This is a genomic window from Stenotrophomonas sp. YJH_SMC_20 (assembly GCF_059367845.1).
This window is the reverse complement of the sequence record NZ_JCAFRG010000005.1, coordinates 14,081-27,086: the sequence shown is the minus strand read 5'-3', so window position 1 is coordinate 27,086 and position 13,006 is coordinate 14,081. Positions and strand designations below refer to the sequence as shown.

Here is a 13,006-nt window from a genome sequence, read left to right as displayed (position 1 = left end):
GGGCTAGAATGCCGTCTTGCGTGGCCCCGGCCACGGCCCCATATCGGTCCCCATGTATTCCCGTAGCAGCGAACCTGTCCACTTCGAACGCGATTGCGAGGCCGTGATGGTCCCGCAGGGCGACACCGTGACCCTGCCCGCCGGCAGCTATGGGTACATCACCCAGGCGCTGGGCGGCAGTTATTCGGTGTTCGTCGAGGGCAACCTGTTCCGCATCGCCGGCAAGGACGGCGACGCCATCGGCAAGGAAGCGCCGGCACCGCTGGAACTGCCGGCCGACGCCACCGATGAACAGGTGGAACAGCTGGTATGGCAGCAGCTGCGCACCTGCTTCGACCCCGAAATTCCGGTGAACATCGTCGAACTGGGCCTGGTCTACGAGGTCGAGATCAAGCACCTGGACGAAGGCAAGCGCGAGATCGATGTGAAGATGACCCTGACCGCACCGGGTTGCGGCATGGGCGAGATCCTGGTCGACGACGTGCGCAGCAAACTCGAAATGATCCCGACGGTGGCCGAGGCCGACGTCGACCTGGTGTTCGACCCGCCGTGGAACCAGCACATGATGTCCGAGGCGGCCCGGCTCGAGACCGGCATGCTTTGACCCACGGCCCGCAGTGACGCGGGCCCGGCAATACCCGCAACCAGAACAGGAAATCTCCGGTGTCCCAGTCCATTCCCAGCTTCGCCGTCACCCGTTCGGACCACCCGCGCAGCGCTGAAGAGCGCGCCAAGATCCTGGAGAAGCCGGGCTTCGGCCTGCACTTCACCGATCACATGGTGGAAGTGCGCTGGGACAAGGACACCGGCTGGCACAACGCCAGCGTGCGTGCCTACGGCCCGCTGCAGCTGGACCCGGCCGCGGCCGTGCTGCACTACGGCCAGGAGATCTTCGAAGGCATCAAGGCCTACCGCCATGCTGACGGCTCGATCTGGACCTTCCGCCCGGATGCCAACGGCCGTCGCCTGCAGCGTTCGGCGCAGCGCCTGGCGCTGCCGGAACTGCCGGTGGAGATCTTTGTCGAATCGCTGAAGCAGCTGATCGCCGTCGACAGCGACTGGGTGCCGTCGGCCGACGAGTCGAGCCTGTACTTCCGCCCGTTCATGATCGGCGATGAAGCCTTCCTCGGCGTGCGCGGTGCGCACAAGGCCGGCTACTACGTCATCGCCAGCCCGGCCGGCCCGTACTTCGCCAAGGGTGTTGCCCCGGTGTCGATCTGGCTGTCCACCGAATACGCACGTGCGGCCAAGGGCGGCACCGGTGCTGCCAAGTGCGGTGGCAACTACGCCGCCTCGCTGCTGCCTCAGCAGAAGGCGCAGGCACAGGGTTGCTCGCAGGTGCTGTTCCTCGACCCGGTCGAGGGCAAGTACCTGGAAGAACTGGGCGGCATGAACGTGTTCCTGGTCTACAAGGACGGCACGCTGGTCACTCCGGAACTGTCCGGCAGCATCCTCGAGGGTATTACCCGCGAGAGCATCCTGCAGCTGGCCCGCGACCGCGGCATGAAGGTCGAAGAACGCAAGGTCAGCATCGACGAGTGGAAGGACGGCGTCGCCTCCGGTGCGATCAGCGAAGTGTTTGCCTGTGGCACCGCCGCGGTGGTCACCCCGATCGGCCAGCTAAAGGGCGAGGGCTTCTCGGTGGGCGACATCAACGCCCCGGCCGGCGAGGTGACCATGTCGCTGCGCAAGGAACTGACCGACATCCAGTACGGCCGCCTGCCGGACCGCCACAACTGGCTGGTCAAGCTGGGCTGATCGCCCACATCGAATCGTAGAGCCGGGCCCGCGCCCGGCTGCGCTTCTGGAAAGCCCGTCCCCGCGACGGGCTTTCTGCATTTCAGGCCAAGGGGGTCAGATCCCTTTCCGCGTGAAAAAGGATTTGACTCCGGATCGGCGGACGCCGATGTCGGCAAAGTCATTCCGGGACATGTGATGGCCCAGTCAGGTCTGTGCAGGACGCGAGAAAGTTCCTTCACCTTCACAAACCCTTGACCCGAAAAGTCTCAGAACGAACATTTCATCTAGCTGAAAAGACGCTGAAAATCTTGTGGTGTCCGGTTTCGGCCATTAGCGTCATCTGCACGGCGGATCGTTAGGGGGATCCGCTGGCTCGCCGGACTTCGAACCTCGCCAATGCAAGCCAGCCCAGGGTTCGGGCCGGTGCTTCTGCCGATTCCGGCATTCACACCACAAGAAAGGGAAATACGATGTCCCAGGTAACGCAACCGCGTGTGCGTCGAGTGTGGGTGGTCCTTGGTGCGTCCGTTCTGTCATCGCTGCTGCTGGCCACGCCTGCGCTGGCCGGCGATGTCCAGCTCAGCGGCCTGCAGTCCGCGCCGACCCACCAGCGTTTCATCGTGAAGTACCGCGACGGCAGTGCGCCGGTGGCCAACACCACCGCACTGGCCTCTTCACTGAAGAATGCCGCCGCCGGCCTGGCCAGCAGCCAGGGCCGCGCACTGGGCCTGCAGCAGGTCCGCAAGCTGGCCGTCGGCCCGACCCTGGTCAGGACCGATCGCCCGCTCGACCAGGCTGAATCGGAGCTGCTGATGCGCAAGCTGGCCGCCGATCCGAACGTGGAGTACGTCGAAGTCGACCAGATCATGCGCGCGACGCTGACCCCGAACGACACCCGCTTCAGCGAACAGTGGGGCTTCGGTACCTCCAATGCGTCGATCAACGTGCAGCCGGCCTGGGACAAGTCGACCGGCACCGGCGTGGTCGTGGCGGTGATCGACACCGGCATCACCAACCACCCCGATCTCAACGCCAACATCCTGCCCGGCTACGACTTCATCAGCGACGCCGCGATGGCGCGCGATGGTGGCGGTCGCGACAACAACCCGAACGATGAAGGCGACTGGTACGGCGCCAACGAGTGCGGCTCGGGCATCCCGGCCTCCAACTCCAGCTGGCACGGTACCCACGTCGCCGGCACCGTGGCGGCAGTGACCAACAACAGCACCGGCGTGGCCGGTACCGCGTTCAACGCCAAGGTTGTGCCGGTGCGCGTGCTCGGCAAGTGCGGCGGTTACACCTCCGACATCGCCGACGCGATCGTATGGGCTTCCGGCGGCACCGTCAGTGGCGTGCCGGCCAATGCCAACCCGGCTGAAGTCATCAACCTCTCGCTGGGTGGTGGCGGCAGTTGCTCCACCACCTACCAGAATGCGATCAATGGCGCTGTCGGCCGTGGCACCACCGTGGTGGTCGCCGCCGGCAACAGCAACACCAACGTGTCCTCGTCGGTGCCGGCCAACTGCCCGAACGTGATTGCCGTGGCGGCCACAACCTCGGCCGGTGCGCGTGCCAGCTTCTCCAACTACGGCACCGGCATCGACATCTCGGCACCGGGCCAGAGCATCCTGTCCACGCTCAACACCGGCACCACCACGCCGGGCAGCGCCAGCTACGCGTCGTACAACGGCACCTCGATGGCGGCGCCGCATGTGGCCGGCGTGGTTGCGCTGATGCAATCGGTCGCGCCAAGCCCGCTTAGCCCGGCGCAGGTCGAGAGCATCATCAAGAGCACCGCACGCCCGCTGCCGGGGTCATGCTCGGGTGGCTGCGGTGCCGGGATCATCGACGCCAACGCTGCGGTGTCCGCGGCCATCAACGGGGGCGGCACTCCGAATCCGGGCGGCAACGTCCTGCAGAACAATGTGCCGGTCACCGGCCTGTCGGCCAGCAGTGGTTCATCGCTCAGCTACACCGTCAATGTCCCGGCCGGCAGCAGCCAGCTGCGCGTGGCGATCAGCGGCGGCACCGGTGACGCCGACCTCTACATCCGCCAGGGCAGCGCGCCGACCGACACGGTGTACACCTGCCGTCCGTACCTGAGCGGCAACAGCGAGACCTGCACGGTGAACAATCCGGCCGCCGGTACCTGGTATGTGCGGGTGAAGGCGTACAGCACTTTCTCGGGCGTGACCCTCAACGCCCAGTACTGAGCCCAAGTCCCTCTCCATGGGCACGCCCCGGCCCAGGCCGGGGCGTTCTTGCATGGGGCCGGCGGTGGTACGTGCCGCCGCGCCATGGTGAGTGCCGACCTTGGTCGGCACGCTGTTCCTCAGACCGATTCGAAGCGGTTCGCGGCCACGTTCTTGCGCACGTGCTGCGGGTCGAAGATCCGCCCGTTCATCGCGATGTACACGCCGCTCGGCAGCGACTGCACCGCACCGATCGCACAGCCGATGTTGAACTCCGCATCCGAGCCGCGGAAGCGTGCCGGGCTCAGTGCACCGGTCATCACGATGGTCTTGTCCGGGATCGTCGCCAGCACCTTGCCGGTCTGCACCATCGAGTCGGTGCCGTGGGTCACCAGCACGTGCCGGGTCGGCTGCGCGGCGATGGTGGCGCGGATCAGCTCGCGGTCCTCATCGTTGATGTGCAGCGAATCCTTGCGCAGGATCGGAATCACGTTGAAGCGGAACGTCACGCCCAGCTCGCGCAGGATCATGCCGATCTGCGGATCGCCGATCTGGTAGTCCGACTTGTCGTCGAAGTAGATCTTGTCGATCGTGCCACCGGTGGTGACGACCAGGAGCTCTTCCATCATGTGCATGCGCGAAACCAGGACAGGTGCAGCGGCGCGGGGCCGGGAGCACAGATGATACGGCCCGGCGGGCGCAGCGTCAGCGTCGCTTGCCGAAGCGGGCGCGCAGCCCTGGCAGGCTGGCGCTGAAGATCACCAGCAGGGCCAGTGTGATTTCGATCAGCGCCAGCCAGCGCGTCTGCGGGTGGCTCCAGGCGCTCATCACGCCGTGGCTGAACCAGCCCAGGGCCAGTACCGAGGCCCAGAAACCCGTCCTGCGCCATCCCAGGCGCAGCGCAATGGCCAGCGCGAGCGGTGGCGCGGTAAACACCAGCTGGGTGGCCAGCCAGTGCTTGTCATTGATGAACCAGCCGGCGAACAGCGCAGCCAGCCCCATCAGGGCCAGCAGCAGGACCGTGCGCTGCCCGGTGCTCATCGGGCCAACCGCTGCGCGATGTCGGCCACCCGGCGGCCAAGCGCGCGCGCAAGCACGGCTTCATCGTCGGTCGGCTGCGGGTCGTCGGCGGCACCGGCCACGTGGCTGGCGCCATACGGCGTGCCGCCACTGGTGGTGTGGCTCAGCGCCGGCTCGGTGAACGGGATGCCGACGATCACGCAGCCATGGTGCAGCAGTGGTACCTGCATCGACAGCAGGGTCGATTCCTGGCCGCCATGCATCGAAGCAGTCGAGGTGAACACCCCGGCCGGCTTGCCCGACAGGGTGCCGTTGACCCATTCGGCGCCGAGCCCGTCGAGGAAATGCTTCACCGGCGCGGCCATGTTGCCGAAGCGGGTCGGGCTGCCGAGCAGCAGGCCCTGGCATTCGGCCAGGTCCTGCACGCTCACGTAGGGGGCGCCATCGTCGGGCACCGGCGGCTGTGCGGTCTGGGTCACCGCAGCCACCGGCGGCACCGTGCGCAGGCGCGCGCTCATGCCAGGCACTTCGCCGACGCCCCGCGCGATCTGGCGCGCCAGCCGTGCCACCGAACCGCCCCGGCTGTAGTACAGCACCAGAATCTCGCCCATCGTGCCCGCTTCTCCTCGTCGTGTGGCCACCAGTATGGCTATCCTGCCAGCATTCCGCATCGGGTACCCTTTCGCCGATGGAACCTTTGGATACGCTCAACCTGTGGATGGAGCGCGCGCGGGATCGCGCACGGGCCATCAGTTTCGGCCGCTTCCTGTGGCATCGCTTCCTCGACGACCGCCTGTTCCAGGCAGCGGCGGCGCTGGCCTATACCACGGTGTTCGCGCTGGTGCCGCTGGCCATCGTGGTGTTCGGCGTGCTCTCGGCCTTCCCCGTTTTCGACCGCTGGAGCGACCAGCTCAGCGACTACGTCTTCTCCAACTTCGTGCCCAACGCCGCGCGCGCGGCCGAGGGCTACCTGCGGCAGTTCTCGGCCAGCGCCGGCCAGCTCACCGCCGCCGGCTTCATCGCGCTGGTGGTATCGCTGCTGATCACCCTCAACAGCGTGGAAGAGACCTTCAACCAGATCTGGCGGGTTGGCTCCACCCGGCCCAAGCTGACCCGCTTCCTGGTCTACTGGACCGTGCTGACCCTGGGCGCGATGCTCGCCGCTGCGTCGCTGGCGGTGTCGGCGCGGGTGTTCGCGTTGCCGTTGTTCGGTACCCAGGAAGGCCGTTGGCTGGCCGAACTGGCCCTGCGGCTGGCGCCGATCCTGATCGAGTTCGTCTGCATCACGCTGATGTTCCGGGTGGTGCCGCACCACACCGTGAAGTGGCGGCACGCGATACCCGGCGCGATTCTGGCGGCGGTGATCCTTGAGCTGGTGAAGTGGGGCATCGGGGCCTATCTGGGCAGCTTCCAGTCCTACCAGAAGCTGTATGGCACGGTGGCCTTCGTGCCGATCCTGCTGCTGTGGATCTACCTGTGCTGGGTGGCGGTGCTGCTGGGCGCATCATTGTCTTCGTCGATGGCGGCCTTCCGCTACCAGCCGGTGGAACTGCGCCTGCCGCAGGGGTATGAGTTCTATGGACTGCTTCGCCTGCTCGGCCGCTTCCAGCATGCACGGGCGAAGGGCAAGGGCCTGGCCGATGACGAGATCCTGCGGCTGGAGCCGATGCTGACCGATTCACTGCTGCAGGACCTGATCTGCAATCTGCAGGACATCGACCTGCTGCGCCGCGATGAGCGCGGCGAGTGGCTGCTGTCGCGCGATCTGGACCAGGTCAGCCTGGCCGATCTTTACGAATGCACCCAGCTGCGCATCCCGGTGGCCGAGCAGCACCTGCCGTACCGTGATGACAGCCTGGGACGTGCCGCATTGGCGGCGCTGGACGATCTGCGACTGCCCCTGCGTGAACGCCTGAAGCGCAAGGTCAGCGATATCTACACCGATTCCGGAGACATGCCATGACCCGCAAGACCCCGTTGCTGCTGCCGCTGGCACTGTTGCTGGCGCTGTCGGCCTGCAAGCCGGCCCAGGAGCCCACCCCCGCCAGCAGCCAGCCACCGGCACAGGCACCGACCCCGGCCACCCCCGCAGCGGTGGAGGAGACCCCGGCCGAACGTACCACCGCCGAGTTCCCGACGCTGAAGATGAAGGCGGTGGACGGCAGCGACTACGACCTGGCCGCGCATCGCGGCAAGTGGGTGGTGGTGAACTTCTGGGCGACCTGGTGTGCCCCGTGCCGCAAGGAGATGCCCGAGCTGTCGGCGCTGCATGCGATGCGCAGCAACATCGAAGTGGTCGGCCTGGCCTATGAAGACATCGAGGTGCCGGAGATGCAGTCGTTCCTGACCAAGCATCCGGTGACCTATCCGATCGTGATCGTGGACCCGTTCGATCCGCCGGCGGACTTCGCCACGCCACGCGGCTTGCCGTTGACGCACCTGCTGGATCCGCAGGGCAAGCTGGCGCACACCTTCCTCGGCCCGGTGACGGCCGCCGACATCGAAAAGCAGATCGCGGCTGCCAGGTAATGGGGTTGGGCGGCAGGGCCTGCGGCCCTGCACCCGCGGTAGTGCCGGCCGCTGGCCGGCAGCAACAGCAACAGCCCAAGCGGGGTTTCCTGTGGGTAGGCGGGGTGGGTCCGGTGGCGGGGGGCGCTGCAAGTACGTCCATGTAAGCTCGGTCGCCGCATCCATGCGGCTCACGCCCCCGCCACCGGACCCACCCCGCCTTCGACAGTTCTCCGCGAGCTGTCGGAATGCATGGCCTGCTCTTGGTGGGTGTAGACCTTGGTCGACACGTAGATCCACGCCATGCGTGGATGCTCTTCGTTCAATTGTCGAAATATTCGATTTCAATCGAGATTCATCCACGCATGGCGTGGATCTACCAGATCGCCGGAATCTGTCAGAGGTGGGGCGGTGTCGGAGTGCGGGGTGTCAGCCGCATGGATGCGGCTGCCAAGCCTACAAGGACGTACTTGCGGCGTCCCCGCACTCCGACACCGCCCCGCCATTCCACGGAAATCCCGCTCTGGCTGTTGCTGTTGCCGTTGCTTGAGCAGGTGCAGGGCCGCAGGCCCTGCCAACCCACCCTATTCCTCGACCGGGAAGTCCTCGATCGGCTTCAGCACATCGTAGTGCTCGCGATGCAGCTTGCCCTTCAGCTTCGGCAGCTCCGGCAACGGCGCATCCACGCGCGTGTCCGGCAACCGGTCCAGCAGGTTGCGCACCAGCGTCAGCCGCCCCAGTCGCTGGTCGTTGAAATCCACCAGCGTCCACGGTGCCGCCTCCCGATGCGTCGCGCGCAGCATCGCCTCGCGGGCCTCGGTGTACGCGCTGTACTTGCTGCGCGACTTCAGGTCCACCGGGGAGAGCTTCCAGCCCTTCAGCGGATCGAGATGGCGCTCGGCGAAGCGCTTCTCCTGCTGCTCCTGGTCCACGCACAGCCAGTACTTGAACAGCAGGATGCCGTCGTCCACCAGCAGCTGTTCGAACACCGGCGCCTGGCGCAGGAACTGCTGGTACTCGGTCTCGCTGCAGTAGCCCATCACCCGTTCGACGCCTGCGCGGTTGTACCAGCTGCGGTCCATCAGCACGATCTCGCCGGCGGCGGGCAAGTGCGAGGCGTAGCGCTGGAAGTACCACTGCGTGGCTTCGCGGTCGGTGGGCTTGGGCAGTGCCACCACGCGGCACTGGCGCGGGTTGAGGTGCTGGCTGATGGCCTGGATCGCGCCGCCCTTGCCCGCCGTGTCGCGCCCTTCAAACAGCACCAGCAGGCGTTGCCCGCTGTGCTGCACCCAGCGCGCCATGGCGGTCAGCTCCAGCTGCAAAGGCAGCAGCAGTTCGTCGTAGTCCTTGCGCTTGAGCTTGGCCATCGTCACACCCGCGGGGAGGAAGCCCGAGCGTAGCGCAGGGGCTGCCCAGGCGATGTCGACGCTACCTGGTCGCGCTTACCCTGCTGCGCCCGTCCAGCCGTTCTCACGTGCCAGTTGCTGCACCAACGCTGACAGATCGCGGGCAAACCCGCCCATGTCGAACAGCCCGCTGCGCTCGCGCGCCTGTGCCAGTTCAGCGCGCAACGCGGCCAGCGCCGCCGGGTCATTGCCCAGCGCGCTGGCAGTGGTGATGAACGCCGCATCGTCGGCGACATTCATCCGCGCCAGCCCCAGATGGTGGTTGAGGCTGCCGGCCACGCGCGCGGCGAACGTGTCGCCGGGGCAGGTCAGCACCGGGCAGCCGGCCCACAGCGCGTCGGACGCGGTGGTGTGGGCGTTGTACGGATGCGTGTCGAGGAACAGGTCGGCCAGCTGATAGCGGGCCAGATACTGCGGATGCGGCAGTTTGGCCATGAACACCAGCCGCGTTGGGTCCAGCCCAGCGGCCTGTGCGGCGCTGCGCAGGCGGGCGTCGGCGTGGCCGGGGCCGGACAGCAGCCACAGCACGCTGCCGGGCACCGCCTGCAGCACTGCGAAGGCGCGGCCCATGCTGCGCGGGTTGAGCTTGTAGCTGTTGTTGAAGCAGCAGAACACGACGCCGTTTCCGGGCAACCCGCACTCGGCGCGGGACGGTGCCGGCTCCAGCATGCGGGTGTTGTCCGAGGGCTGGAAGGCACGCGGCAGGCGCAGCACCCGTTCGCTGTAGTGCGGCTCCAGTGAAACTGGCAAAACGAAGCTGTCGCCGATCACGGCATCCATCCACGGCGCCCCGGACGTGCCGGGGTAAGCCAGCCAGTTCAACTGCAGCGGGGCAGGGCGCATCGCCAGTACCTCCGGCGTGCCGCCGCCGCCCCAGCCGCGCAGGTCGAACAACAGGTCGATGCCCTGTGCGCGGATGCGTGCGGCAGTGTCTGCATGGCGCAGGCCAGCCACATCATGCAGCTGTGTGGCCGTCTGCAGGCGCTGGCGGATGCGGCTGCCGTCGTCGCGGTTCAACGCGAACAGATGCAGCTGCAACGCCGGGTCATGACGCAGCTGCTCGAACAGGGCCACGGTCAGCAGCCCGGTGGGATGGGCGCCAAAACCATTGGAAAGGAAACCGACGCGCAGGGGGCCGTGCGCGCGCACCTTCACGGCAGGAAGGGGACGTACCCCCGAAGCAATCACCGCGGCGCGCGCGCGCGCGCAGGCCAGCTGTTCGGCTGCGGTGGCATCCTCGCTGAGGAACGCGAACGGTTCGACCACACCTTGGCCGCTGGCCAGTGCGCCACGCACTTGTGTGGCCAGTGCGTCCACGTCCTGCCAGTCGCACAGGCGGCGCTGCCAGGCCAGGCGCTGGGCGGCGATATAGGGTTCGCCCGGCATAAGCGCATGCGCGCGGCGATAGGCCGTCGCCGCCCCTTCGGCATCATCGGCATCTTCCAGCGCATGGCCCAGCCACAACGCGATGCCCGGGTGCTGCGGGGCCAGTGCCGAAGCCTGGCCCAGCAGCTTCGCTGCATCGCCATGTGCGCCGGCCATCCAGGCCACGCGGCCCAGCCGCGCCAGCGCTTCGGGGTGGTTGGGGCGCAGTTGCAGTGCGCGTCGTGCGGCCTGCTCGCCGGCAGCGATGTCGCCGGCTTCCAGTTCCAGGTCGGCCAGCATCACCCAGGCCACGAAGTCGCCGGGCTGGCGCGCGATCGCCTGCTGCAGGTGCTGTCGCTGCTGCCAGGCCGTCATCGTGATCAGTCCGCCGACAACTGCGCCAGGGCGTCGACCTGGTGTTCGTGGCTGAGTCGCTGCAGCAGCGGGTCGAGGTCGCCGGCCAGGATGTTGGGCAGGTCGTACAGGGTCAGGCCTTCCACGCGGTGGTCGGTGATCCGGCCCTGCGGGAAGTTGTACGTGCGGATGCGCTGGCTGCGGTCGCCGCTGCCAACCTGCAGGCGCCGCGATTCGGCCTGCGCCGCGTCCTGGCGCTGGCGTTCGGCATCGAGCAGCTGCGCCTTCAGGCGCTTCATCGCCTTGTCGCGATTGGCGTGCTGGCTGCGTTCGGTCTGGCATTCCACCACTACGCCGGTCGGCAGGTGGGTGATGCGGATCGCCGACTCGGTCTTGTTGACGTGCTGGCCACCGGCGCCGGACGAGCGGAACGTATCCACCTTCAGGTCGGCGGGGTTGATGACGATGTCATCGACTTCGTCGCCCTCCGGAATGATTGCCACGGTGGCCGCCGAGGTGTGGATGCGGCCCTGCGATTCGGTGGCCGGCACGCGCTGCACGCGGTGCGTGCCCGATTCGAACTTCAGCCACGAGAACGCTCCTCGGCCGACCACGCGTGCCACCACCTCCTTGTAGCCGCCGTGCTCGCCCGGGCTGTCCGATTCGATCTCGACCTTCCAGCCCTGGCGCTCGGCATAGCGGGCGTACATGCGGAACAGGTCGCCAGCGAAGATCGCGGCTTCGTCGCCGCCAGTGCCGGCGCGCACTTCCAGGAACAGGTTGCCTTCGTCGCGCGGGTCGCGTGGCACCAGCAGCAATGCGAGCTCCTGCTCCAGCGCCTGCAGGCGCGCCTGCGCGGCGGCGATCTCCTCGTCGGCCAGCTCGCGCAGATCGGGATCGGCGCGCATGCCTTCGGCGGCGGCCAGGTCGGCCTTGGCACGGGCTTCATCGGCCAGTGCAGTGGCAACCGGTTCAAGTTGGGCGAATTCGCGCGAAAGGTCGCGGAAACGGGTGTTGTCGGCGACCACATCGGGTTCGGCGAGCAGGCGTTCCAGTTCTTCGCGGCGCTCGGCCAGCGCTTCCAGCTTACGGCGCAGGGTCGGCGTCATCGGGTCTCACGGGTGGGTGGCGGTAACCCGGCGTGGCCGGGAACAGGCGCTCGGCGGCGCGGGTCAGGTCGGCATCGCCACTCAGCGCGGCGGCGCGCAGTGCGGCGGTCGGCGGGTGCAGCAGGCGGTTGGTCAGGCCGTGGGCCAGCAGTTCCAGCACTTCGTCGGCGGGCTTGCCGTTGGCCAGCTGCTGGCGCGCGCGCTCCAGCAGCTCGGCACGGGTGGCTTCGCCGAACGCGCGCAGCTGCCGCAGTGGTGCCTGGTGGGCGCTGGCCTGCTGGGTCTCGATGAAGCGCGATACCTGCAGGTCGATGATCGCCTCGGCCTCGGCAGCGGCCTCGCGGCGGCCACGACGGTTGTCTTCCACCGCGCGTTCCAGGTCATCGACGGTGTAGAGGAAGGCGTCGTTGAGCGTGCCGACCTCGGCTTCGATGTCGCGCGGCACGGCCAGGTCGAACAGCAGCATCGGCTTGTGCCGGCGTGCACGCAGGGCCTTGGCCACCATCTCGCGATGGATCACCGGCTCGCGCGCAGCGGTGGCCGAGAACACCACGTCGGCCTCGCCCAGGTGGCGGTCCAGTTCGGTCAGCGGCAGGGCCACGCCGCCATGGCGGCTGGCCAGTTCCTGCGCGTGGGCCAGGGTGCGGTTGGCGATCAGCAGCCGCCGCACCTTGCCTTCACTCAGGTGCCGTGCAGCCAGTTCGATGGTCTCGCCGGCACCGACCAGCAGCACGGTGGAATCGTCCAGACGGGCGAACGCGTTCTGTGCCAGGCGCACGGCCGCCGAGGCCACCGACACCGGGTTGGTGCCGATCTGGGTATCGGTCCGCGCACGCTTGGCCACCGAGAAGGTCTGCTGGAACAGGCGGTCCAGGCGCTGGCCGAGCAGGCCATGGTCGCGCGCGGTCGACCAGGCGTCCTTCACCTGGCCGAGGATCTGCGGTTCGCCCAGCACCATCGAGTCCAGCCCGGTGGCGACCCGGAACAGGTGGCGCACAGCTTCGGCATCGGCATGCTGGTACAGATAGCCCTGCAGGTCACCGGCCTGGCTGCGCAGCCACTGGTCCAGCGCCTGTGCCGACTCGGCCACGGCGTACAGTTCGGTGCGGTTGCAGGTGGACAGCAGCACCGCCTCGGCAATCTGCGGGGTATCGCGCAGCGAACCGAGCGCGCGCGGCAACGCCTCACCGGCGAAGGCCGCGCGCTCGCGCAGCTCCACCGGTGCGGTCTGGTGATTCAGTCCGAGCACCCACAGGGTCATTGTTCAGTTGCTTGCGATAAGCTGCTGGCCATTGGACGACATTTTAAGGCC

At 67.5% G+C, this 13,006-nt stretch carries 12 protein-coding genes; 5 read left to right on the top strand and 7 right to left on the bottom strand.

What is annotated here, in order from left to right; genetic code table 11:
- Positions 1 to 52: 52 nt before the first annotated feature.
- The 3 genes from sufT to AC5P6A_RS10355 all read left to right on the top strand — a co-directional run bounded on the left by sufT (position 53) and on the right by AC5P6A_RS10355 (position 3,953).
- Positions 53 to 604, top strand: a complete 552-nt coding sequence (gene sufT / locus AC5P6A_RS10365) for a putative Fe-S cluster assembly protein SufT (RefSeq protein WP_005415385.1) — start codon at positions 53 to 55, stop codon at positions 602 to 604.
- A 59-nt stretch (positions 605 to 663) separates the two neighbouring features.
- The gene (locus AC5P6A_RS10360) at positions 664 to 1,758 is read left to right on the top strand and encodes a branched-chain amino acid aminotransferase (protein WP_134735892.1); all 1,095 of its coding nucleotides are present in this window, start codon (positions 664 to 666) and stop codon (positions 1,756 to 1,758) included.
- A 452-nt stretch (positions 1,759 to 2,210) separates the two neighbouring features.
- On the top strand, positions 2,211 to 3,953 hold the full coding sequence (locus AC5P6A_RS10355) for a S8 family serine peptidase (RefSeq protein WP_134732189.1): 1,743 nt from the start codon (positions 2,211 to 2,213) through the stop codon (positions 3,951 to 3,953).
- Between the two features lie 119 nt (positions 3,954 to 4,072).
- Here AC5P6A_RS10355 and AC5P6A_RS10350 read toward each other — a convergent pair whose 3' ends face one another.
- The 3 genes from AC5P6A_RS10350 to wrbA form a co-directional block, all read right to left on the bottom strand.
- Positions 4,073 to 4,558: an asparaginase domain-containing protein gene (locus AC5P6A_RS10350; RefSeq protein WP_010481766.1), complete on the bottom strand. Its 486-nt coding sequence runs from the start codon at positions 4,556 to 4,558 to the stop codon at positions 4,073 to 4,075.
- A 79-nt stretch (positions 4,559 to 4,637) separates the two neighbouring features.
- Entirely contained in the window at positions 4,638 to 4,973 is a 336-nt protein-coding gene (locus AC5P6A_RS10345) for a DUF2069 domain-containing protein (RefSeq protein ID WP_019661155.1), read from the bottom strand.
- Complete coding sequence (wrbA, locus tag AC5P6A_RS10340) at positions 4,970 to 5,563, bottom strand: NAD(P)H:quinone oxidoreductase (protein ID WP_021203211.1); 594 nt, start codon at positions 5,561 to 5,563, stop codon at positions 4,970 to 4,972. The genes AC5P6A_RS10345 and wrbA overlap by 4 nt, the downstream gene beginning before the upstream one ends.
- A 77-nt stretch (positions 5,564 to 5,640) precedes the next feature.
- Here wrbA and AC5P6A_RS10335 point away from each other — a divergent pair, with 77 nt between their 5' ends.
- On the top strand, positions 5,641 to 6,915 hold the full coding sequence (locus AC5P6A_RS10335; RefSeq protein ID WP_019661157.1) for a YihY family inner membrane protein: 1,275 nt from the start codon (positions 5,641 to 5,643) through the stop codon (positions 6,913 to 6,915).
- On the top strand, positions 6,912 to 7,481 hold the full coding sequence (locus AC5P6A_RS10330) for a TlpA family protein disulfide reductase (RefSeq protein WP_019661158.1): 570 nt from the start codon (positions 6,912 to 6,914) through the stop codon (positions 7,479 to 7,481). The genes AC5P6A_RS10335 and AC5P6A_RS10330 overlap by 4 nt, the downstream gene beginning before the upstream one ends.
- Positions 7,482 to 8,044: 563 nt before the next feature.
- On the opposite strand, the gene ppk2 is transcribed toward AC5P6A_RS10330, so the two are convergent.
- From ppk2 to hemA, 4 genes are all read right to left on the bottom strand, one after another.
- Positions 8,045 to 8,827 (bottom strand): polyphosphate kinase 2, encoded by a 783-nt coding sequence (gene ppk2 / locus AC5P6A_RS10325; protein ID WP_019661160.1) that lies wholly within the window; start codon positions 8,825 to 8,827, stop codon positions 8,045 to 8,047.
- A 75-nt stretch (positions 8,828 to 8,902) separates the two neighbouring features.
- Entirely contained in the window at positions 8,903 to 10,606 is a 1,704-nt protein-coding gene (locus tag AC5P6A_RS10320) for an O-linked N-acetylglucosamine transferase, SPINDLY family protein (protein ID WP_111099049.1), read from the bottom strand.
- Between the two features lie 5 nt (positions 10,607 to 10,611).
- Entirely contained in the window at positions 10,612 to 11,694 is a 1,083-nt protein-coding gene (gene prfA / locus AC5P6A_RS10315; RefSeq protein WP_346714905.1) for a peptide chain release factor 1, read from the bottom strand.
- Positions 11,672 to 12,955: a glutamyl-tRNA reductase gene (gene hemA / locus AC5P6A_RS10310; protein WP_021202249.1), complete on the bottom strand. Its 1,284-nt coding sequence runs from the start codon at positions 12,953 to 12,955 to the stop codon at positions 11,672 to 11,674. The genes prfA and hemA overlap by 23 nt, the downstream gene beginning before the upstream one ends.
- Positions 12,956 to 13,006 lie beyond the last annotated feature (51 nt).

Bases quoted from the DNA above. Each gene is read 5' to 3' on its own strand.
- sufT (WP_005415385.1), top strand. From the start codon at position 53: ATGTATTCCCGTAGCAGCGAACCTGTCCACTTCGAACGCGATTGCGAG.
- AC5P6A_RS10355 (WP_134732189.1), top strand. From the start codon at position 2,211: ATGTCCCAGGTAACGCAACCGCGTGTGCGTCGAGTGTGGGTGGTCCTT.
- AC5P6A_RS10350 (WP_010481766.1), bottom strand. From the start codon at position 4,558: ATGGAAGAGCTCCTGGTCGTCACCACCGGTGGCACGATCGACAAGATC.
- AC5P6A_RS10345 (WP_019661155.1), bottom strand. From the start codon at position 4,973: ATGAGCACCGGGCAGCGCACGGTCCTGCTGCTGGCCCTGATGGGGCTG.
- wrbA (WP_021203211.1), bottom strand. From the start codon at position 5,563: ATGGGCGAGATTCTGGTGCTGTACTACAGCCGGGGCGGTTCGGTGGCA.
- AC5P6A_RS10335 (WP_019661157.1), top strand. From the start codon at position 5,641: ATGGAACCTTTGGATACGCTCAACCTGTGGATGGAGCGCGCGCGGGAT.
- AC5P6A_RS10330 (WP_019661158.1), top strand. From the start codon at position 6,912: ATGACCCGCAAGACCCCGTTGCTGCTGCCGCTGGCACTGTTGCTGGCG.
- ppk2 (WP_019661160.1), bottom strand. From the start codon at position 8,827: ATGGCCAAGCTCAAGCGCAAGGACTACGACGAACTGCTGCTGCCTTTG.
- AC5P6A_RS10320 (WP_111099049.1), bottom strand. From the start codon at position 10,606: ATGACGGCCTGGCAGCAGCGACAGCACCTGCAGCAGGCGATCGCGCGC.
- prfA (WP_346714905.1), bottom strand. From the start codon at position 11,694: ATGACGCCGACCCTGCGCCGTAAGCTGGAAGCGCTGGCCGAGCGCCGC.
- hemA (WP_021202249.1), bottom strand. From the start codon at position 12,955: ATGACCCTGTGGGTGCTCGGACTGAATCACCAGACCGCACCGGTGGAG.